Origin of the sequence: Desulfogranum japonicum DSM 18378 (assembly GCF_000429945.1) — a bacterium.
GTDB classification, from domain to species: Bacteria; Desulfobacterota; Desulfobulbia; order Desulfobulbales; family Desulfobulbaceae; genus Desulfogranum; species Desulfogranum japonicum.
In genome coordinates, this window is sequence record NZ_AUCV01000014.1 from 15,906 (window position 1) to 38,083 (window position 22,178).

The 22,178-nt window shown below is 47.0% G+C and carries 14 protein-coding genes; 6 read left to right on the forward strand and 8 right to left on the reverse strand.

The window, feature by feature from the left end:
• Positions 1–530: 530 nt before the first annotated feature.
• Complete coding sequence (locus G493_RS0108300; protein ID WP_028580003.1) at positions 531–905, forward strand: PilZ domain-containing protein; 375 nt, start codon at positions 531–533, stop codon at positions 903–905.
• Between the two features lie 306 nt (positions 906–1,211).
• On the opposite strand, the gene G493_RS0108305 is transcribed toward G493_RS0108300, so the two are convergent.
• On the reverse strand, positions 1,212–2,513 hold the full coding sequence (locus G493_RS0108305) for a citrate synthase (RefSeq protein ID WP_035274005.1): 1,302 nt from the start codon (positions 2,511–2,513) through the stop codon (positions 1,212–1,214).
• A gap of 567 nt (positions 2,514–3,080) precedes the next feature.
• Between G493_RS0108305 and G493_RS28430 the strand changes: the two genes are divergently transcribed.
• Positions 3,081–3,755 (forward strand): hypothetical protein, encoded by a 675-nt coding sequence (locus tag G493_RS28430; protein ID WP_035274007.1) that lies wholly within the window; start codon positions 3,081–3,083, stop codon positions 3,753–3,755.
• 264 nt (positions 3,756–4,019) lie between these two features.
• Here G493_RS28430 and hflC read toward each other — a convergent pair whose 3' ends face one another.
• From hflC to G493_RS31960, 3 genes are all read right to left on the reverse strand, one after another.
• Entirely contained in the window at positions 4,020–4,961 is a 942-nt protein-coding gene (hflC, locus tag G493_RS0108320) for a protease modulator HflC (RefSeq protein WP_028580005.1), read from the reverse strand.
• A 43-nt stretch (positions 4,962–5,004) separates the two neighbouring features.
• The gene (gene hflK, locus G493_RS0108325; RefSeq protein ID WP_232363733.1) at positions 5,005–6,111 is read right to left on the reverse strand and encodes an FtsH protease activity modulator HflK; all 1,107 of its coding nucleotides are present in this window, start codon (positions 6,109–6,111) and stop codon (positions 5,005–5,007) included.
• Positions 6,112–6,561: 450 nt separating this feature from the next.
• On the reverse strand, positions 6,562–7,512 hold the full coding sequence (locus tag G493_RS31960) for a rhomboid family intramembrane serine protease (protein WP_051309138.1): 951 nt from the start codon (positions 7,510–7,512) through the stop codon (positions 6,562–6,564).
• Between the two features lie 370 nt (positions 7,513–7,882).
• Here G493_RS31960 and G493_RS0108340 point away from each other — a divergent pair, with 370 nt between their 5' ends.
• Entirely contained in the window at positions 7,883–8,821 is a 939-nt protein-coding gene (locus G493_RS0108340) for a Tim44 domain-containing protein (protein ID WP_028580007.1), read from the forward strand.
• A gap of 659 nt (positions 8,822–9,480) precedes the next feature.
• A complete protein-coding gene (locus G493_RS28440) occupies positions 9,481–12,123 on the forward strand; it encodes a glycosyltransferase family 2 protein (RefSeq protein ID WP_035274010.1) in 2,643 nt (880 codons plus the stop codon).
• A gap of 291 nt (positions 12,124–12,414) precedes the next feature.
• On the opposite strand, the gene G493_RS28445 is transcribed toward G493_RS28440, so the two are convergent.
• From G493_RS28445 to G493_RS0108365, 3 genes are all read right to left on the reverse strand, one after another.
• A complete protein-coding gene (locus G493_RS28445; protein WP_084813485.1) occupies positions 12,415–14,268 on the reverse strand; it encodes an LTA synthase family protein in 1,854 nt (617 codons plus the stop codon).
• A 429-nt stretch (positions 14,269–14,697) separates the two neighbouring features.
• The gene (locus tag G493_RS0108360) at positions 14,698–15,144 is read right to left on the reverse strand and encodes an FKBP-type peptidyl-prolyl cis-trans isomerase (protein ID WP_028580009.1); all 447 of its coding nucleotides are present in this window, start codon (positions 15,142–15,144) and stop codon (positions 14,698–14,700) included.
• A gap of 426 nt (positions 15,145–15,570) precedes the next feature.
• A complete protein-coding gene (locus tag G493_RS0108365) occupies positions 15,571–16,968 on the reverse strand; it encodes an NAD(P)/FAD-dependent oxidoreductase (RefSeq protein WP_028580010.1) in 1,398 nt (465 codons plus the stop codon).
• A 312-nt stretch (positions 16,969–17,280) separates the two neighbouring features.
• Between G493_RS0108365 and G493_RS0108375 the strand changes: the two genes are divergently transcribed.
• Together G493_RS0108375 and orn are read left to right on the forward strand one after the other, a co-directional pair.
• A complete protein-coding gene (locus G493_RS0108375) occupies positions 17,281–18,564 on the forward strand; it encodes an ATP-dependent 6-phosphofructokinase (protein ID WP_028580012.1) in 1,284 nt (427 codons plus the stop codon).
• 140 nt (positions 18,565–18,704) lie between these two features.
• Positions 18,705–19,271 carry an oligoribonuclease gene (orn, locus tag G493_RS0108380; RefSeq protein WP_028580013.1) on the forward strand — a complete coding sequence of 189 codons (567 nt, stop codon included), beginning with the start codon at positions 18,705–18,707 and terminating at the stop codon, positions 19,269–19,271.
• A 408-nt stretch (positions 19,272–19,679) separates the two neighbouring features.
• Here orn and G493_RS0108385 read toward each other — a convergent pair whose 3' ends face one another.
• Positions 19,680–22,175, reverse strand: coding sequence for a glycogen/starch/alpha-glucan phosphorylase (locus tag G493_RS0108385; protein ID WP_028580014.1), 2,496 nt, complete (start codon positions 22,173–22,175; stop codon positions 19,680–19,682).
• Positions 22,176–22,178: the final 3 nt, after the last annotated feature.

Consider the following 22,178-nt stretch of genomic DNA (forward strand, 5'->3'; position numbering starts at 1 on the left):
GTACACGAATTCTGGATTCAGGCGTATATAGGCTGAGGTTTTAGTAAGAACTTTCGTATTTTCGGATGTGTTGCAATGCGACGGAGTTCTAGAGAAATAATTTTTTTGCTAATTGTTTAACCTGCTGACTTTATAAAAGAATGTGTTTGTGGTATAAGAATTTCACTATCGAAATAGTGGCGCTGGGCAATTTGGCTGAGCACAGGACAGTGGGTATGTAATTCCAGAAAACTGAAATAATGTTGGTGTTATAATCCGAATATTTGAAATAATAATGGTGTGAGGTGTTGCCAATAGGCTGAAATATCCCTTTTTGGCGCATATAGAGCGGGTGGTGCGAATGTTGCATGAAGAAAGACAAGTTTTAAGTCTCTCAAGGAGGTATGCCATGACCCCTCGACAAGCAATACGCATATTAATGCTCAGCCCCATTTACTTTCGATTGAACACAATTGAACGTTTAAGATTGGTCAGAGAGTATTGTCGCTCACTTAAGACTACCAAGGTCTGAAGGACCTTTAAGGAGTACTATGGATAACAATACCGTTTCAGTAAAGGAACGTAGAAAATTTCCAAGGTACAGGGTTAAAGACGGTGTATTTGCTTTCCTTGGCAGCACTCCCGGTATGATTGTCGATATCAGCGAAGGCGGGATGGCCATTGAATACATCGTGTTGAATAAAGACGAAGTATCTGCGGCGTCATTTGATCTTTTTTCCACTCATCAGCAAGATTATATCGCCAATATCCCCGGAGCAACGGTGGGTGAGGTGGATGTGTTTCCTTCTTCCTATTTCAGCAGCTTTAAAACAACCAGGCTGAGTGTGCAGTTTGGTGAAATGAACAGGGAACAGCAGTCAAAACTACGGTATTTTATTCTTCAGAATACCATCGCACTCGCCTGAGTGTGCACCCGATTTCCTCACCGCAGGCTATGCGCATGCTGGTCTGTTATGCTGTCAAGAATCATCTTTTTTGAGTGCCCGGTTTTGTGTAAGAAGTGGTATGAAGTTCGTTTGGGTAATTCCAATTACCAAAATGTATATTGGTTGGATTCAACCTGCTTTTCAACCATGATAAATGCGGGCCGGGAGCACTGAAAAGAGCTATACCCTTTCGTTTGTAGTACCTCTGCCACATCGTAGCTTCATTGACGTGATACACTGCTATTGAATCATTGAAGCAACGATGTGGCAGAAGAAACCTGTTCGTTAAAACCTTTCTCCAATGGGTATGAACGTTCTTTGCGGTTCGCCGGCATAGACCTGTCTGGGTCGCATGATCTTTGTTTGCGGATCCTCGCGCATTTCCTTCCATTGAGCAATCCAGCCCGGCAATCTTCCCAGCGCAAACATTACTGTAAACATGTTGGTCGGGATACCGATGGCCCGATAGATAATTCCCGAATAGAAATCCACATTGGGATACAAGTTGCGACTGACAAAATACTCGTCATTAAGAACAATGTCCTCCAGGTTCCTGGCAATTTCCAGGAGTGGATCAGAAACGTTCAATACTGCCAGAATACCGTCGCAGGCTTTTTTGATGATTGTGCCGCGGGGGTCATAGGTACGGTAGACTCTATGACCAAATCCGGATAACCGGAAAGGGTCGTTCTTATCCTTGGCCTTGGCAATATATTTTTTATAGTCGTTACCGTCAGCGTAGATAGCCTGCAACATTTGAATAACAGCCTCATTGGCTCCACCGTGGAGCGGACCCCACAGGGCGTTGATTCCTGCTGATATGGATGCATACAGGTTTACCCCTGCGCTTCCTACCAGGCGGACAGCCGAGGTTGAGCAGTTTTGTTCGTGATCTGCATGGAGGATAAGTAATTTATTCATCGCTGCAACAACTTCAGGCTGTACGGTATAGGGACGAACCGGTGTGTCAAACATCATGTTCAGAAAGTTACCGCAATAACTCAGGTCATTTCTTGGGTAAACCAGTGGATGGCCCATGGATTTTTTATAGGAAAATGCAGCAATGGTGCGTACCTTGGAAATTAAACGGCTGGCAGTTTTATCTATATTTTCCAAAGGGTCGCCACCCATCTCCGGATAGTAATTATGGAGACTGTTGACCATCACAGAAAGGATGGCCATAGGGGAAGCGTTGGGCGGAAAATGATCGAAAAAGTGGATCATATCTTCGTGCAGCAACGCATATTCTTCAAGCAGAGTGCGGAAACCTTCCAGTTCCTCACGATTGGGCAATTTGTTATGAAGCAGGAGATAGGCCACTTCGATAAACAGGCATTTTTCCGCGAGATCTTCAATGTCATAACCACGATAGCGAAGAATACCTTTGTCGCCATCCAGGAAGGTGATTGCACTGCTGCATGTGGCAGAATTTTTGGAGCCAACGTCATAAACCACGTAGCCTGTTTCTTTCATTAATGTGGAGATATCGATGGCTTTATCACCCTCTGCCCCTTTAAGTATTGGAAGATAATGGGTTTTGCCTTCAATCACAAGTTGGGCATGAGTTTTTAAAATAGCGTCTGTCATATTCTCATGTACCTTAAAAATAAAAAATACGGTTATCCTGCATTGGTGGTAATGCAGAAGTAGATGGAACCTAATGGTTTCGGGATCACCTCGCTTTGGAACTGTAGCGTGCCTGTGAAGCACTGCGGCGAGGTTACGGGTTATGGTAAAAGTTGTGGCAGGTGGACGCGCGACCAAGTCCTCTTTCTACCAGGGAGAAGAGTCTTCAGTTCTCATTCAAGTTTACAGCATACAGTATTTTCGATATTTTGACAATAGCCTTCAATGCTTGGAGTGTCTCTGCCATGCGAATTGTTGCTCATCCAGGCCGTTGATGACGGCACTGCTGAGGTAGTGTCTGTCCATTGTCTTTCATCAACTGCAAAATATACTTGTGAGAAATCCGGGCTAATAATGGTAAATTTGGGTATGTACTGGACAACACCTGAGCGTGTGTTTAGGGTTTTTCATGGTATTTCTACAGCTACGAACCACATGGCATCAAGAAACAGAACACGATGAATGCCATGGGAAGCTGCACAAAGAGCGTGGGCAAACAGTAATATTAACAGGTGAAGTTTGAAAATTATGCAGGAACTTAAACATATACATAGAGAAATTCAACAGGCAATGGAATTTTGTGTGCCTGAGGGGGCTTTACAGTCAGCAGAAGATGTGCTGGACATTTATCGCGATGACAGGCTTGGCCTTGGATTGCTCCACGAGTTTTATACCAACCTGCCAGAGGCAAAAGAGGCATATGTTCAGAATATAGTTGTCCTGAGCAGGCACAGGGGTATTTTTCTGCTCGGCGCAATGATCTCACTGGAAGACGGCTACCTCTACCTGGTCTCCAGTGAAGGGATAGAATTTCAAGGGCGTCTTTCAGACGGTTACCTCGCCCAGGAGGCATTGGATTTTTTTGAATTTGAAAGTCCGGCGGCTTTTAAAAAGCTGTGCGCAACACCTGAACAACTGGAAATGTATGAACCACTACAGGTAGATGCATCCATTTGTCCCGCATGTCACGTGCCTGCCGGTGAAATCCATGAACTCGGCTGTCCGGTAGAGGTATGTCCCTGGTGTGGCGGACAGTTGATTCACTGCAGCTGCCGTTATGATCAATTGGGACTGGATGCCATTAGCACAGAGGAAGAGTTAATACGGCTGGAAGAGTTGCTTGAAGAGCGGGGGCGGATTCCGTACTCCGAGGAGCAGAGACCAAATTTTGCAGATGAAGGGCCTGGCGTCATTTTTGAATAGACCTGGACCTTAGTGTTTCGGAAACATTGAATAATTTATTTTTTCCGTGAACCTTAAGTTTACCACGGGTAAACTGGCATTCTTAGACTGCCCCAAATCGCAACGAGCTGTTTTCCAATACAATTAAGCTGGTCAGCCAGAAAGAGAAAGCCGCGTTTCAGAAGAGTCTGAAACGCGGCTTTTTTCATGCAGGAGCAACCCGAAATATCTCCCGGGAGCATTGATGATGCAAGTGAACGTAAGGTGTTAGATGACCAGGCTCAGTTATTTTTCCGGCTCAACTTTCTTCAGGTATTTAAATAAGTCGGAATCTGATGAAAGTACCAGTGAGGTATTGTCGGTGATAATATCCCGGTAGCTCTCAAGGCTTCGAATAAAGGCATAAAATTCAGGGTCTTTACTGTATACGTCACCGTAAATCTTGGTGGCCTTGGCATCGGCTTCACCCTTGATTTCCATGGCTTCTTTTTTAGCGGTTGAGATGATCTCTTGCAGTTCACGTTCAACCCTGCCGAGAATTTCCGCCTTTCGTCCTTCACCCAGAGACCGTTTTTCCGCTGCAATGCGTTTACGCTCTGAAATCATACGGTCATAGACCCTTTCCCGTACCGAATCAATGTAATTTACACGCTTAAACATCACATCGATTAACTCAATACCATATTGAGGGGTGACCTTGGAGGCAGCTTCCAGCACCTGGTCACTGATAACGTCACGACCTTGATTCGGTGCTTTTATCATATCCCTGGACTGGTGGGTCGAGGCAATATAGTCACTGGTCCAGTCGGAGCTGCGAATGATTTCAATAAGGTTGTTTTTGTTGACCAGGTCGCGCAGCGTACCGTCAAGAATATCATCCAGCAGGCTCTGTGCGTAGCGTTCGCTACCGACAGCCTGGAGGAAACGCAGAGCATCACTTATGCGCCAGCGGGCTGTGGTATCCAGGTAGATAAAAGTTTTGTCATTGGTCGGAATCTGGTTGGGTTCGCCATCCCAGATAAGGATTTTTTTCTCAAAATAACGAACTTTCTGCACAAATGGCATTTTGAATTTGAGACCAGCCTTGGTTAATGGCTCTCCGACAGGTTTACCAAACTGGGTAATGACAGCCTGTTGACCTTCCTCAAGGGTAAAAAATCCATCCATGACAGAAAGCCCCGTGGCAAGGATCAGCAGAAGGAAAAGAATTTGTAATATTTTTTTCATAGCTTGTACTCGCTGCTTGTAAGTGTCTGTGTATGTCTGCAGATTATTGTGCAGGTTGTGTGGAAACGTTGCGTCCTGTCACATCAAGTAGAGGCAGCACGTTGTTTTGCTGTTCATCCATGACATAGACGTGTTTCACATGGGGCAGTACTTCCTGCATGGCTTCAAGATACATACGCTGCCTTGTCACTTCCCTGGCACCTGAATATTCGTTGAAAATGGCCATGAAACGGTTTGTTTCACCTTGCGAACGGTTGACGCGTTCCACAGCGTATCCTTTGGCTTCTTCCACTATCTGTTTTGCGCTACCACGGGCCTTTGGAATGACTTTGTTGTATTGCTCTTCAGCTTCATTCACCAGCCGCTTCATATCCTGATCTGCTTCGTTCACTTCATTGAAAGCAGGTTTTACGCGTTCCGGCGGGTTAATGTCCTGCAACTGCAGGGTAACGATGTGTACGCCACATTCCAGGTTATCCAGTTCGGACTGTAACTCACGTTTGGCATCTCCAGCTAAAATTTCACGGTTGCCAAGCACATAATCAAAATCCATGTTACCGACTATACGGCGGGTAACCATCTCGGAAGCATCGCGAACAGCTTGTTTTACATCAGCGACCTTAAACAGGTAATTGATTGGGTCACTTACCTTGTATTGTACAATCCAGGCGACTTCGATGACATTTTTGTCACCTGTAAGCATGAGTGCTTCGTTGTCAAAATTGCTGTTTGAATAGGTCGTCGATCTACCGGGGGTTTTGGTGCGAAAACCAAATTCCTCTTTTTGTACCTCTTCTACTTTAACCTTCCGAACTTCTTCAATGAGGGGAATTTTAAAATGCAGGCCCGGGGACGTGGTGCGGGAATATTCACCGAACCTGAGCAGCACGCCAAGCTCAGCAGGCTGGATGGTGTAAAAGGAGGTGAGGACGCCCTGCACTAAAAGGACTGCTCCAACGAGCAGGGCAATTTTTCCTGCACCGGAGAAAAAACCTGGCCCTTCCCCCTGGGGTGGAGATGGTTCGTTTCCTTCGGGACTCTGGTCGTCCTTCTGTTCAAAGGAATCCCGAATTTTTTTGATCAGAGAAGCGAGGAAATCCTCAGGAGAGGATGGACGTTTCTTCTGCCCCCACGGGGGTTGTTCGTTCATTGGCATGGATAAAAACCTCTGTATGAGTTTTCGCAAATATGAAAATGGAGTTGTCAGTGTCTGTCCAGATAGATGCTTTCCAATACAACGCTATGATATTATACTCAAATAATCGCCATGGGTATGTTGCGATACCTGTGGGCAAAATTCTCAGCATAACATAAAATTGGACAAAAAGACCATGTATGGACAGGCACCAGATAAACACTGCCTTCTACCAGAGAATAAAAAAGAACGCGCATAAACGTCAAGTATTGTATACATGGAGAGTGGTGTCGTCAATCGTCTGGAGCTTGCATTTTCAGCGACTTTTTGAAAAAACGTTGAAATTATGTCTGGGAGGGAAGGGTTTTTAGAGTATCTCCAAAATCGTCCGGTTTTCCAAAAAAAATATTTCAGTCAGTTAAAGCTTAGGGCCGCGGGACAAATACATTATCTGATCTCAATGGATCAATACGGCCAGTATTGAAATGGAATGCCTGAATAGTGAAAAGCGCAAAACCAGCTGAGCGCTACCAGGCTGACGGCACAGAGAAAGCATACTGTCTGGAATTTGTGGCTTTCAGCTTGCTGTTCAATGTGTAATCCACGGATAAGCAGGCCGCTGAAAATACCCGCACACAGTCCGAAAAGATGTGCACCCAGATCTGTCCTTTCTCCGCCGCTGCCCAGTAGAGCCAGCAGGCTGACACCAGCACCGAGGGGGATTAACAGGCTGGTTGTGAATTTTCCACGGCGGAGCAGCTGTATTCCGACGAACAGGCCGATGCAGCTGAATACTATGGTGGAAAATCCAACGGAGAGATGCTGCTCAGTGCGTAACGCAATGTTTATCCAGTTGGCCATGGCACCCGTAAGAATGGCTATGGACCAGGTTGTTCCAGGTCCAAGAAAACGGCTTAACTCATGCATCAAATATCCTCCGATCAGTACATTGCCTGTCAGATGTACGATATCTGCATGTAAGGTCAACGCTGTGACGAGTCTCCACCATTGACCTTGCTCAATAATTGCTGTCCTGCTTACGGCCCCCTGGAGAAACCATGGATTGTGTTGGGTCCATTCGCCTGTGTGAAGGAAAAAAGAACATAAAAGAACCATTATCGGCAAGGTGACTGGGTCAAAATGTGTTCCATGGGGAAAGGATGGAGTCTCTGGCTCTGGCCAGTTGATATTTTCCTGGTAATATTGTGTCAGATGATCGATAGCCCGGGAGGCATCATCGGGTCGAACCTGTATTTCTCCTGAAGAAAGGAGTATCTGATGTTCAACATCCACTGAGGAAAGGACCAGTGAAAGGGTTTGCAGTTCATCACTATCTCCTGTTGCAATACTTACCCAGGTAGAGGAGGCCGACTGGGAAAGGATGTCTGCAGCAGGTGTCGTTTTTTGGCAACTCATAGATTCAAAAAGGAGAAAAACTCTTCGCCCGGAATTTTTCCGAGTATATTGTGCAATGGATGCCAGGCGCCAGACATGTTACCATGCAACATTGATAACTCCTGAGCATCGTTATTGCCTTGACTCTGGGTATTTAAAGCTTAACTTCTTTCGTGTTTGGGATCACCGGATTTTTTTCACGCTGTAGAACATTTTGTTTAAGCACAGGGGCTTCGCGCAGGCCAGGGATGCAGAAATGTATTGCAGGCTACTGTGAACAATACGTCTATGTTGCTTTAGCCTATAATACTGTATGATACCCGGGCAGTAATGAATCCTGTATGCAAGATGGCCAACAGTAAATCATGACAAAGGAAAGAGTAATCACGTTATGCAAAATTGGTTGAAATTCACTCCGCTTTTTTTGGTCATGGCTGCCCTTTTGTTTTGTGAGGCAGGCATCACCACCAAATATGCGGACGCGAAAAGTATGTCTGGGGGTAAAAGGTTCAGCCGTCCGGCTCCGAGTAACACCCCTCGCTCGGCGCCTTCACAGTCCTACAATAAGCAACAGACAGGTCAGAAGTCAAGTTTTGGCCGTGGTCTGGCTGGGGGACTGCTCGGTGGCGCGCTTGGAGGGCTGCTGTTTGGCAGCATGTTTGGTATGGGCGGTTCGGGTATGGGAATATTACCTCTGCTTGTTTTGGGGGTTGTAGGGTATATCCTGTATAAAAAATTTATAAATAGGCCGACCAGTTCCTCATCACCCGGCTTTCAGCCTCCACCACAGAATGGTACCGGTAACGGTCAGGTATACCAGGGGAATTTCGGAGCAGGAGGAACAAATAGCGTAGGCCCTCCTCCGGTACCACCGGAAGCTTCTCTTGAAAGCGGATTGGCAGAAATTCGTATGAGTGATCCTGGCTTTGATGATGCTCATTTTATAGAGGTGGCTTCTGATGTGTTTTTCCAAGTACAGGCAGGCTGGATGCGTCGAGATCTCGACAGCTACCGTCATCTGCTCGGCACACAGTTAGCATCGGAGTATGAGCAGCATTTCAAGGAAATGAAAGCCAAAGGGCATATTAACAAATTGGAGAGTATCGCCATTCGAAAAGTTGAGATGGTGGATGCAGGGTCAGTTAACGGTGAAGATTTTGTGACTGTCCTTTTTACTGCCAATCTGCTCGATTATACTGTGGACGACACCACAGGCGACCTCATTTCGGGAAGCATGACTCAGCCTATCAAGTTTGCTGAAAAATGGACCTGGGCTCGTCCCATCCGTACAGAAAATTGGAAGCTTGAGGGCATTGAAGAGGTCGGATAACAGATCCGGATTCATACGTTGCACAGAAGTAACTGGGCTGTGTCAGAGGAACTCCTGATACAGCCTTTTTTTATTGTAACGGTTTATAGAGATGTCTGTGACGTCTGGCAACTGGCCTTTCTTGGCAATTGGTTACCAGTACGCTCTGTCTTATTTACCAAGGTCATTATTTTTCTGTTCTTTTCTTCTTTCCATAAGATGGAAATCGCTGTATTTTCCCTGCTTCATTTCATGAATGTTTGCCTGTTGTCAGGAAATGGTTAGAAAATTGCTATGATTGGATTGGGTTACGGTTAGCATGTATATATCCTGCAACAGGTTATGAACTGTACAGGAGAAACGGCAGGTTGATTGATGCTGGCAAGATAACTCATCTTTGAAGGAATTGAGTAGTTTGCGGATGATGTCTTTTTTTTGCGACATTTTAAGGTGGGCGAAAAGATGTTGGGAGACAACGCATTCAGGTTTTCTAAATTAGGGAACCATAGTGTGTGGTTTGTGGTTGTACCTAAAAAGAGACACGTGTACTGCTGGAACGAGTCTTCTGCAGAGGGTATGATTTGTGTAAATGTGTATAAAAATGGCTGTTTTTGTTCGTTTTTTTTATTTGAAGAATGCGGGCTACGTTTGGTACGTGAAAATAGGTGGATGTGTACTTTATGAATAAACTTTCTTTGTTATTAGTGCTTCTAATCGGGGGCCTCAGCTTTATGACCTGGGCTATTTTTAATCGACCGGATCAGTTGCCCACCTGGCCCAGCCATATTGATGGTTTTTCTTTTAACCCTATGCGCATGCATAATGATCCCAGCCTGGAGCAGTATCCCACCATTGAAGAGATTGAGCAGGACTTGGCTTTGCTTGAGGGGAGCGTGTATTCAGTTCGTACCTATTCTGTGCTCGGCACCCTTGGTGATATTCCAAAATTGGCAAGTGAGCACAACCTGAATGTGGCTGTTGGCGTCTGGATCGGAACGGATATGGAGCGCAATGAAGCAGAATTGAAAAAGCTCTTTTCCGTGTATGGTGAATCCATTCGTAACATTGTAAGGGTTGTCATCGGCAACGAGTCATTACTGCGCAATGATGTCTCTGTACATACCTTGATCGGGTACCTTGACCGTATGCAGAAGGTCATCAATGCGCCTATCAGCACTGCGGAGCCCTGGCATGTCTGGCTTGACCATCCTGAGTTGGTGGAGCATGTGGATTATCTTGCTGTGCATATCCTCCCGTACTGGGAAGGTATAGAGGTGAATGAGGCCATCAACTTCACTAAATCCCGGATGCAAATGCTGCAGGAGGCGTATCCGAACAAACCCATTGTAATTACTGAGATTGGCTGGCCAAGCCGTGGTTCGACCAGAGGGCAGGCAAGCGCATCATTGGCCAACCAGGCTACGTTTTTACGTAAATTTCTTGATGTGGCGCAACAGGAAAATTACACATATTACATTATGGAGGCCTTTGACCAGGTCTGGAAAAGAGAGCTCGAAGGAGAAGTCGGTACAGCATGGGGCGTATATGATGCAGACCGTGTGGCGAAGTTTCCCCATATTGAACCGGTTATCCGCATTCCTGAATGGCCGACCCTGGCAGGCCTGTGTACTTCACTGGCCCTGGTGGTGGCAGCATTTCTCTTTCGTGATTCCAAGGGACTCACCTATAAGGGGCGTGGTTTCCTGACCGTGTTGACCTATGCCGTTGTTACTGCCACTGTCTGGATTGTTTATGACTATACCCAGCGGTATCTTACCACGGGAACGCTAATAGTTGGTGTGCTCATGATCCTTTCAGCTCTCGGCATAGGGGTGGTTCTGCTTGCTGAAGCCCATGAATGGGCGGAAGCACTCTGGCTGGGGTCGTTGCGAAGAATGCCCAAAGATACTGAAAAATCAGAATACCAGCCGAAAGTTTCCATCCATGTCCCTGCCTATAACGAGCCGCCAGACATGCTCATACAGACCCTTGATTGTCTTGCTGCGCTCTGCTATCCGGATTATGAGGTACTTGTCATTGACAATAACACCAAGGATCCCAATGTCTGGAAACCCGTTGAGGAGCACTGTAAACAACTGGGAGAACGCTTCAAATTTTTTCATGTAGCTCCTCTGGAGGGATTTAAAGCCGGTGCGCTTAATTTTGCCTTGAAGCATACCGCAGAGGATGCCGAGGTGATTGCTGTAATTGATTCAGACTATCTGGTCAGCCCGGATTGGCTTAAAGACCTGGCTCCTTTATATGAAAATCCCAAAGTAGCCATAGTCCAGGCTCCCCAGGATTATCATGATGGCCAGGAGTCTGCATTCAAGGCCATGATCCATGCAGAGTATAATGGTTTTTTTCATATTGGCATGGTGACCCGGAATGAGCGTAATGCCATTATTCAACACGGAACCATGACCATGGTTCGTCTTCAAGTAATGAAGGACATCCAGGGATGGGCAGAGTGGTGTATCACAGAAGATGCAGAGCTCGGACTCCGTATCTTTGCTGATGGCTATGAAGCGATATATGTGCCCAAGAGTTATGGCCAGGGGCTTATGCCAGATACTTTCCTGGACTTTAAAAAGCAACGTTTCAGATGGGCCTACGGTGCCATGTTGATCATTCGACACCATCTGGCAGCTCTGCTTGGATTGAAAAAGACCAGTCTGACCAGGGGACAGCGGTATCATTTTTTAGCAGGATGGTTACCGTGGCTTGCAGATGGTGTGAATATGCTCTTTAACCTGGGTGCATTGACCTGGACAACTCTTATGATTGTGAAACCGGCATATTTCAGTCCCCCGGAAGCATTGTTTTCACTTATGCCTTTGACCTTCTTTGCTTTTAAGATACTGAAAATGTTTGCTCTTTATCGCTGGCGCATCAAGGCTGGTTACCGTCAGTGTCTTGCTGCAGGTCTTGCTGGCCTGGCACTTTCGCATACCATTGGTCGTGCCATGCTGGCAGGTTTTATCACCAAGGGGATCGGCTTTTTCAGAACACCAAAAATGTCTTCGAAAAATAAGTTGCTCCAGGCCATGGCTGCATGCAGGGAAGAACTGCTGTTTGCCATAGCCTTTTTGCTGGGAGGCTATGCGTTGGGGATGACCCAGGACCTGTCACTGTTTGATTTACGTATGTGGCGTTTGGTACTCTTTGTACAGACAATGCCGTTTCTCGCAGCTATCCTGGTTTCTCTGATCAGTGCCATGCCATGGCTTCCAGCCTGGCTTATTGGAGCCATGAAGCCCATTGACCGGGCTACAGAACCTGGAAAAGTACCGCGACAGACCGGTTCCGGTTTTGTCTTCTGAAAAGGTAACTGTAGAGACTGTCCGGAACTGTAGATTTTGTTTACGAGCAGGGACGCGAGGGGTGAAATCTCGTAAAGTCCATTTCCGGACAGTATTCTAAATATAATATTCTTCGGGTGTAATGCGTGCAGGACGCCTGAGGTGTTTGCAATCAGGCAGCCTGATCGCGGAAAGGTCAGGGGGCACTGTAAGCAATTCCCTTCGGGGAACATCGTGTTCCCCGAAGAATGTTCTCCTGCAAGAGTCTGATGGACCGCCTGAGCCCGTATTTCTCATGACTGCTTGTGAGGCTTACATCGTGGGGGGAAGGCCATATTGTTCAGCGGTGAACAGATCGTCCCGCAGGGTGGTCAGATAAGAGGTTGCCTGCAGAATTTCTTGGCAACGTGCATTTGCATTATCTTCATGTTGCTTGCAGAGAATGGGTGATCCCTTTTCCGGGAGATACAGACTCATGCCTGCAAGCGGTCGGATATGACTCAGGGACTTGTTTTCTGCCAAATCCAAAAATCCGTGGTGCTCATCGCCAAGGCGATCCAGAAGCCGGGCCGGCAACTGATACATGGGGAGTGCACCTGCCTGTACTGGTCCCTTGCTGCCATCAATGATGATTAATGGCGTTGACACGTATCGCTGAAACATGGCTGCATCAAAGTCCGCCTTGCTCTTTGTGAACAGCTTCTCCTCAACAAATCCTTTATGGTTGGCACCCAGAAAGGGAAGGTGATCTCCGAAAAGAGCAATAAGGGCATCTGGATCTTCCCTGCGAATTTTCTCCACAAAATCCATAAGCTCTCGGCTTTTATAATAGACCTGGTTCACATATCCCTTGAGCATAGGGTTATCCACGCCGATATCAATGACCTCGGGTCGGGAGGCTGAAAGGGGATAGTCCAGGTGACCGAAAAAAGTGACGATATATGTCAGTTTAGGTACGTTTTCAGGTTGCTTTTGCAGCTTTTCCCAAACCTGCCTGTACAGCGAGGAGTCACTGAGAAATTCCCTGTTCATGTCATCTAAAACAAAGTCGTTTTTTGACCAGTATTGGTCAAAGCCGATTCGCTGATATGTATTGACCCTGTTCCAGAAAGCAGCATAATTAGGATGGGCGGCTATGGATTTGTAGCCAGCATCTTTGAGGTACCTAGGCAGGCAAGGCGCATCATTTCGAAACCAGCCTTCAAAGAACACTGCATTACTGGTTACAGGAAAGCCGCATAATGCTTCAAATTCGCTGTTTGCAGTATAACCGCCGAAGACCGGGGCCTGTGCCGTACTGTGTCCGGCTGCCTCCCATAGCTTTCGAAAACGTGGATCAATCGGATCTGGCTGTATGCCGGAGTTTTTCAGGAGCATTGGATCCCAGAAGCTTTCCAGCAGTATGACATATATGTTGGGTTTCCGGTTGGGCTTCCCATGATTGCTCAGAGCACTGTCATCTGTGCGGAGCGCATTCAGCGCACCCAGCACCTCTTCCCGATCCGCACTGGTTTTACCCCTGGCCATGTTGCGTACGCCTTCATGAATCAAATGCCGCACAAGGCCACGGTCTTTGTAATTTCCCGGTTGATTCCATATCCAGTCCCCATATCGCTTGTCCATGTAAGCCGTGACTTCAGGAGCATTGGCAAAAATGATTATGCTGAATACAGTCAGGGAGCCTAATACCATCCAGGTGCTTTTTTGCTTCCAGGCTATGGAAGCCAGCAGTGTCAGAATAGGGAGGCCAACTGCAATTATGATGGCATACAGCCTCCAGTCTGAAAACAGATGCAGCATATTGGTAAAGGCCAGAAAATCATCCGGCATGACCGGGCTCCCCAGAACATTTAATTTCAGGGCATTGCTGATCTGAAGAACTGTGGTGAGCAGTGTAAATGAGATCGCCCACATTTTCCAGCTGCGGGAAATGCTGTAGAGCACAAAGCCAAAAATGATGTGTGCGCAGGCATCTTTAAGCCATGTCCCGGGCCATACCTGAACTGAAAAGCAGAGGGAGACGGCGAGTTGCAGGACTGCGTACAACAGGCTTGCATACAATAGCATTCCCCCAAGGGCGATACCTGTATGCGTCGTGTTAATAGGATAGGTTGTGGAAAAAATGGAAAAATCGCGGTAAAAGATAAAAGATTTTCTCGTATTCATGATGTACAGCTTACGCCCCGTGGTACTACAGTACTGTGTGCTCCGCAGGGAGGTAAATAGTTTACGGATAAAGTAGAACTCAAAAATAGTGTATGCGATTTTCCTGCCAGATCGTTCTGGAATATATCAGGCATGTATCATTCTCTTGCCTTCTTAGGATACACGGGGCAAAGGAGAGCGATATCGTTACCTGCACCAGAGAAAGTAAGGGGAATTGCAGCAGACTACACTGAATTTTTTGTAACAGTTTACTTCGTGTCTGTCCAGAAATGAGGGCTTTCGTCCGAGAGCAGGTAAGCGAAGCCTCCGAGGCTTCTTCAAAATGTTATCACAGGCATAGAGCTGATATCGGAGGCTATGCTTTCCTCCGAGGATAAAATTTCAAAGATAACACAGCTATCGGGCGAAAAGGCCATTTATGGATAGGCCCTATCTGGCCTCTTCATTGGGGGGATCCATAACATCAACAACAGTGATGTCAAAGTACAGATCCATACCGGCCAGGGGATGATTAAAGTCCACCACAATATAATCTTTTTTTATCTCATAAACCACACCTTTAACCTTGTGACCATTGCGGCTGACAGCGGTGATCTCACTGCCAACTTCCCGTGCTTCCTCCGGAATATGCTCTTTTGGGACTTCAATAAGGGATTCGATTTTCACTTCGCCATAGCCTTCCAGGGCAGGAATGACAAAAGAATCCTGAGCTCCTTTTTCCAGACCTTCCAGGCGCTGTTCCAATCCTGCGACAATTTCACCGGTGCCATGTTGGTATATCAGTGGTTCTTCGCCATCAGTAGTTTCATAAACTTTGCCATTTTCGAGGCGTAGGGTGTAGTGCAGAGCGACGGTTTTTCCTGCTTCAATGGTCATGATTACTGGTTTGTGGGTTAGGGTTTATTTCAAAAGGGTGCTACCGCAGACAGAGAGCATGCAGTATACCCTGAATCCGTATATGTTTGGGTGCAGGTACTTCCATGTTCTTTGTTACCTGTGAGCAGTTACGTATTCAGTAATACATAAGTGAAGGAAACAGTTAACTCATCTGTGAGAAAAAGTCATGGGAAATGCGGGATAATTTCTCATTCTGACGGAACATCTGCGTAACTGATCACAGACTCCTCGGAGTCTCCCGCTGGTCGCTTACCTCTTTGCACGATTGCGGTTTCCCGCATAGATAGCTTAACGGGGAGTCTCCGCTTACCTGCGAAAAATCGCGCTTGCACAAATTTGAAGCACCTGCGATGAGTTACTGCTCAGAAGTAGTTGAAATATCAGCGTTGTTAACCCCATGGTCAGTTACACATCTGTGGCTCGGCGGAGTATTTCTTTGGCAGGGATAAGAGCCGTTGCCGTGGCTGAGACAATGTTTCCTGCAACCCCGGGGCCGTCTCCGGCAACAAACAGATTGGTTATGGCTGTTTCCAGACAGTTGCTGGTTTCGATCTGCGTAGCAAAAAATTTGATCTCCGGAGCATAGAGCAGTGTTTCATCATTGGCTACACCGGGAACAACATTGTTGAGTTGTTTCAAACCATCGATCAGGTTGGTTAATATACGTTCCGGCAGGGCCATGGCAATATCACCACAGACCACATTGGTCAGGGTTGGCTCAATATAACTGTTCCTGATGCGATTCCAGGTGGATCGTCTCCCTCGTTTCAGGTCGCCAAACCGTTGCAGGATAGGTTTACCACCGCCAATTAAGGTCGCAAGTTTCCCTATGGATTCTCCATACGCCTGATTATCCTCTACCGGGTCTGTGAGAACTACTTTGGATAAAAAGGCAAAATTTGAATTTTCCGATTTTGTGTCCATGAGGGCATGACCGTTGACGCAAACAAAATCCTGATAATTTTCCAGGGCCACATACCCGCCGAAATTTGTACAGAAGGTTCGTGTCTGATCATCGTACTTGCTGGTGCGAATGAAGAATGTGGGGTCATAGATCACCGAGCAGATATCCTGCATGATCTCATTGTGAACTTCCACCCGCACCCCTACTTCAATCCCGCGTTGGGAAACCTGGAGCCCGTATTTTTTTGCCAGGCCACCAATCCATTCCGCCCCAACCCGTCCGGGAGCGAGTATAACACTTTTCGCCCGGTATTCACCTTTATCGGTTACCACACCTGCTACGGTATTATGTTCAACTATCACATCCCGGACAGTTTCCAGGTCGTGTATGATCACTCCATTGGCGAGGATATGCTCGGTCATTCCCTGTATATGGCGCGGCAGGTTATCGCTTCCCAGGTGTTTTTGTTTGATGAGCAGCAGGTCAATACCGCACTTTCTGGCTTCTTTTCGGATGGATTGTGCGGTTTGCATATCCGTTGGATAGATGGGACCATCCATATGAAAACGATTGAAAATAGCTTCGGTCTCGTCAATCAGGGCACTGGCTTCACTTGCAGGAAGAAACTGGGTGAGATCTGTTTTGCCGAGCTTATGAATAAAGTTGAGTTTTCCATCGGAAAATAATCCGGCTCCGCCGATACCGCACAGAATGTTACAGGGACGACACTTTATGCACCCCTTGGCTCCAATAGGACAGTTGCGCTGCTGTACCATTCGTCCCTGTTCGAGCAAGAGAATCTTGAGAGAAGAGTGTTCACTGAGGTAGTAGGCTGCAAAAAGACCGGCAGGGCCTCCACCCACGATAATGATATCAAAGGAAGCGGGTGCATTTGTCATTGGTTTATCAGTTCCTGGAAAAGGGTGAGCTCTTAGTAAGCTTACGAATATTGGGGGGAGTTCTTAAGCTTGACAATTTCCCCGTATGTATAACTGTTCAAAAAACTGCGAGAGAAGAAAACAGCGTAACAAAGGTTGCGTTGTTCCTGATAGTAGCTTTATACTATATGTATCTGTATGGAAACGAGGAATTTATGAAAAGGCAGAAGGTAAGACTCGTTTTCTGAGGGGCCGTGTCCAGGTAAAAGTTCTCCTGGGATGTATTTTGTCGGGAGTACAGAACAACCAACGAATATTATAAGAGTCTTTCATATGGATTCCAATCAGTTTGACGTTCAGAGACTTGGTGAGTGCCGTTATCCTTCACCTATGCAAGGTGTGTGTTTTACAGATGATAGCGAAAAGGTGCTCTACCATTCCCATTATGCAGATCTGCTGCCATATATTGAAGATCACAGAGAACCGCCGGGTTTCAGTATGGCCGGACCGAGAGAAAACATATATTTTGATCCAGCCACGCTCTCATGCGGTATTGTAACCTGCGGAGGGCTTTGTCCGGGATTGAATGACGTTATTCGGTCCCTGGTGCTGAGTCTGCACCATCATTATAAGGTCAAAAGAGTGCTGGGTTTTCGTTATGGATATGAAGGTCTGAACCCTGCATACTATCATCGGCCCATTGAACTCTCTCCAGAGGTGGTTGACGGCATACATCAGCAAGGCGGCAGTGTGCTCGGGTCATCCAGGGGACCACAGGATGTGAAAACCATTGTCGATACGCTGGTTCATCTGGATATTGGCATCCTGTTCGCTATCGGTGGTGACGGAACCCTGCGCGGAGCTGCTGCCATTGTGGAGGAAATCGAGCGTCGTGGCTTGAAAATAGCCCTTATCGGTATCCCCAAAACCATAGACAACGATATCAGTAATGTAGACTTCTCTTTTGGTTATGAAACAGCTGTGGCTGAGTCGCGCCATTCTACCTATACTGCCCATGTGGAAGCTGTAGGCGCCCGTAATGGTATTGGTCTTGTGAAATTGATGGGCAGGGAGTCCGGCTTTATTGCGGCATCGGCAGCCCTGGCTAATAATGAAGTCAACTTTTGCCTGATACCCGAGGTGGAGTTCAGCCTGGAAGGGTTACTCAGCGCACTGGAAAGAAGATTACGCATGCGGGGACATGCCGTAATCGTGGTTGGGGAAGGTGCCGGGCAGACTCTGTTTTGTGATGATCTGGGATGTGACCTGAGCGGTAACCGCAAACTTGGCGATATCGGCCTGTTGCTACGCGATAGAATTAAGGAGCATTTCAAGTGCTGTGGAGTCGATATAACCCTGAAATATATTGATCCCAGTTATATGATTCGCTCTATGCCTGCTTCAGCATATGATTCTGCGTTTTGTCTGCAGCTTGGTCATAACGCCGTTCATGCCGGCATGGCAGGTTTTACCAATGTTCTGATCGGCCACTGGAATAATTATTTTACCCATGTACCGATCCCCATGGCAGTTGCTGACAGAAAAAAAGTGGATCCCAAGGGGAGATTGTGGTCAAGCGTAGTCGCAGCTACAGGGCAACCTGTCTCAATGATTTGAAGCAACTGATTAGAGGCCTAACGTGAAGAAAAATAAGATGTTACCCCTCCATGGGAGGAGGTACGATTTGACTTTTTTTTATCTTTCCGTCTACCATGGTAAAAAGGGGAAGAACGAAAACTGAAAAGGTTACCGGTGCCATGAGTAAACAGCAGGAATCAAATCTTGTCTGGCTGGACCTTGAGATGACAGGCCTGGACCCGGACTCTGACCACATCCTGGAAGTGGCCACAGTGGTGACTTCTTCTGATTTGGAAGTTCTTGCCACAGGTCCTGTGCTTGCCATCATGCAACCTGATGAGATTCTGGATGCCATGGATCACTGGAACCAGACCCATCACCATTTGTCTGGTCTACTCAAGCGCGTCAAGGATAGCAGTTATGATTATCATCAGGCTGAAATGGCAACCCTGAAGTTCATTCAGAAGTGGGTTCCTGAGCGTGCGTCACCCATGTGCGGCAATTCCATCTGCCAGGATCGTCGTTTTCTGGCCAAGTTCATGCCCCGGCTCGAAGCGTATTTTCATTACCGTAATATAGATGTCTCCACCATCAAGGAACTGGCCGCTCGCTGGGCGCCTGATGTACGTTATGGGTTCATCAAAAAACACAGTCATTGCGCCTTGGAGGACATCCGGGAGTCCATAGAGGAAATGCAATATTATCGCAACCATTTCATCGAATGTACCAGGAAACGCTGTGGCTGATTGGCCATTATAAGGGGCGTGGAAAAGTTTAGGATTCCAGCTTTGTGCAGTGAAAGTCGCACTCTGGGGATTTCCGGATTCAGCAATAGTTGAAGATAGAGACGTAAGGGTCGCGGAAAATACTACAAATCCAAAAATTGCGTAGGGTATCGGTTTGGTAACGTCGTCGCGTCAATGGTTCCATACTGCCCGCATTGAGCCATTGACGCGACGACGCTACCGAGTTGAGAGACAAGCAAGGTTGGATAATTTATTTTCTCCGTGACCCTAAGCTTCAAGGACAAATCTTCTTTTATCCTTTCCTGTGAGCAAGGGTAGGGTGCGTCACACGCACCACACAGAGTGTGCAATCTACCCCTGCTGTTTCTTTGTTGTATCCTGCCCCTGTGCAGCGCGTATGCAGCCCGCTTATCCCACCTTGACACCCCATATTTCTTCGGCATACTCCTTGATGGTTCTGTCGCTGGAGAATTTTCCCATGCGGGCGACATTATAAATGGATTTTTTTGTCCAGGCTTCCGTATCCTGGTAACATTTTCCAACAAGTTCCTGACATTCCAGGTATGCCTCCAAATCCAATAGTAACAGGTATGGGTCATGTTCATTCAGCAGGTCATTGACCAGTGGTTTGAATAACTCCCGGTCTCCATCACTGAACACACCGCTGGCGATGGCATCGATTATTTTACGTACAGTGGGATTGGTTTCATAGATCTGGTAGGGAATTCTGGATTTGATACGTTTTTCCGATTCCACTTCCTGGGCTGTCATGCCAAAGATAAAGATATTATCTTCACCCACCTCTTCCTGTATTTCGATATTGGCTCCGTCAAGGGTACCGATGGTAAGAGCCCCGTTAAGGGCAAATTTCATGTTTCCTGTACCAGACGCTTCGGTGCCTGCAGTGGATATCTGTTCAGAAAGATCGGCCGCCGGAATGATAACTTCAGCAAGAGAAACACTGTAATTAGGAATAAACGCTATCTTGAGCTTGTTCGCAACACGCGGGTCTTTGTTAATTACCCGTGCCACTTCGTTGATCAATTTGATGATCAGTTTGGCCCGATGATAGGATGGCGCCGCCTTCCCTGCAAAAATGACGGTCCTTGGTGTGACTGCCAGGTCAGGCTCTGTTATAATCCGTTGGTACAGGTTGATCACGTGCAATACGTTGAGTAACTGGCGTTTATACTCATGAATCCGTTTTACCTGGATATCAAACATGGAGTTGGGGTCAACCAGCGTACAGCACTGTTGCTGAATGGTTTGGGCGAGCCGTATTTTATTGTTCAATTTGGCTGTTTGCCATTGTTCTCTGAATTCTGCATCGTCTACAAAGTTTTCCAGTTTCCGTAGTTTGTCCAGATCCGTAACCCATCCCATACCCATGGCACGTCCGATCACCATGGAAAGATCCTGGTTGCATTTAAGCAGCCAGCGCCTGGGCGTAATGCCGTTGGTTTTGGAGTTTATCCGGGTTGGATACATCTCATGAAAATTATGAAACAGATTATCCTTGAGTAACTGGGTGTGCAGGGCTGCTACGCCATTAATCGAATGGCTGCCGATAATGGCAAGGTTGGACATGCGAACCCGTTTGGGATGATTCTCGTCTATGATTGACATTTCCTGCAGTTTTCTCATATTGCCAGGGTAGCATGTACTCACTTCTTCAAGGAAGCGCCGGTTGATTTCAAAAATGATTTCCATATGACGGGGGAGCACCCGTGACAGCATTTCAACTGTCCAGGTTTCAAGTGCCTCCGGCATTAGGGTGTGGTTGGTGTAGGCAAAAGTTTTTACACAGATATCCCACGACTCCACCCAGCCCAGCTGTTCCTCATCCAGCAGCAGGCGCATCAGCTCCGGGATGGCAATGGCAGGATGGGTGTCGTTGAGTTGTACGGCAACCTGGGTTGGAAAATCCTTGAAGTTTTTGTTTTCCTTGCGATAACGGCGAAGAATATCCTGAAATGTGGCAGCAACGAAAAAATACTGCTGTTTCAGGCGAAGTTCCTGGCCTTCCCGTATATCATCTGAGGGATAAAGTACTTTGGAGATTGTCTCTGAGCGAACCTTGAGCTCAACTGCATTGACGTAATCACCGATATTAAAGGATTTCAGGTCTAACTCCCGCGATGCCTTGGCCTTCCAGAGGCGCATATTGATGACATGCCCGTTATTGAATCCTGGTACGAGCATATCGCAGGCCATGGCCATTACCACTTCAGTATCCACCCACTTGGCGCGGTAATTGCCGTCACTGTCAGTGGCGCTGCTTACCCTGCCGTAAAAATTGACGGGGTAGACAAAGGATGTTCTTTCATACATCCAGGGTGAACCCATGCGCAGCCAGCTGTCCGGGGTTTCAACCTGATACCCGTCTACGATTTTCTGGTTAAACAGGCCGAAATCGTAAAGAATACCATAGCCATAGGCCGGGATTTTCATGGTGGCAATGGAATCCATAAAGCAGGCCGCAAGCCTTCCCAGGCCACCATTACCCAGTGCTGCATCCTCTTCACACATCCGGAGTTCTTCCAGGTCGTAGCCAAGCTGCTCCAGAGCCTGGGTGACTTCGTCCATGAGCCCCATGTTGATAATGGCATTACCCAGGGAACGGCCAATGAGGAATTCCAGGGAGAGGTAATACACTCGTTTTTTCTTCTCAGCATAAAAGGTTTTTTGCGTGCTGATCCATCGCTCCATCAGAACATCACGAAGGGCATAGGAGAGAGCTCTGTAGACATCCTGGTCAGAGGCGCGTAGAGGATCCCTGCCCTGAAAGCTTACCAGATGGTGCTGTATGCAGAGCTTAAACTGCTCAACACCCGCTTTTTCAAATATCGAGGTGTAGTAATCGTTGCTGTTGGAAGAGGAAGAAGGGGGGGCCTGAGGGGTCATATC

Coding starts and splice junctions, on each gene's coding strand:
- G493_RS0108300 (WP_028580003.1), top strand. CDS start 531: ATGGATAACAATACCGTTTCAGTAAAGGAACGTAGAAAATTTCCAAGG.
- G493_RS0108305 (WP_035274005.1), bottom strand. CDS start 2,513: ATGACAGACGCTATTTTAAAAACTCATGCCCAACTTGTGATTGAAGGC.
- G493_RS28430 (WP_035274007.1), top strand. CDS start 3,081: ATGCAGGAACTTAAACATATACATAGAGAAATTCAACAGGCAATGGAA.
- hflC (WP_028580005.1), bottom strand. CDS start 4,961: ATGAAAAAAATATTACAAATTCTTTTCCTTCTGCTGATCCTTGCCACG.
- hflK (WP_232363733.1), bottom strand. CDS start 6,111: ATGAACGAACAACCCCCGTGGGGGCAGAAGAAACGTCCATCCTCTCCT.
- G493_RS31960 (WP_051309138.1), bottom strand. CDS start 7,512: ATGAGTTGCCAAAAAACGACACCTGCTGCAGACATCCTTTCCCAGTCG.
- G493_RS0108340 (WP_028580007.1), top strand. CDS start 7,883: ATGCAAAATTGGTTGAAATTCACTCCGCTTTTTTTGGTCATGGCTGCC.
- G493_RS28440 (WP_035274010.1), top strand. CDS start 9,481: ATGAATAAACTTTCTTTGTTATTAGTGCTTCTAATCGGGGGCCTCAGC.
- G493_RS28445 (WP_084813485.1), bottom strand. CDS start 14,268: ATGAATACGAGAAAATCTTTTATCTTTTACCGCGATTTTTCCATTTTT.
- G493_RS0108360 (WP_028580009.1), bottom strand. CDS start 15,144: ATGACCATTGAAGCAGGAAAAACCGTCGCTCTGCACTACACCCTACGC.
- G493_RS0108365 (WP_028580010.1), bottom strand. CDS start 16,968: ATGACAAATGCACCCGCTTCCTTTGATATCATTATCGTGGGTGGAGGC.
- G493_RS0108375 (WP_028580012.1), top strand. CDS start 17,281: ATGGATTCCAATCAGTTTGACGTTCAGAGACTTGGTGAGTGCCGTTAT.
- orn (WP_028580013.1), top strand. CDS start 18,705: ATGAGTAAACAGCAGGAATCAAATCTTGTCTGGCTGGACCTTGAGATG.
- G493_RS0108385 (WP_028580014.1), bottom strand. CDS start 22,175: ATGACCCCTCAGGCCCCCCCTTCTTCCTCTTCCAACAGCAACGATTAC.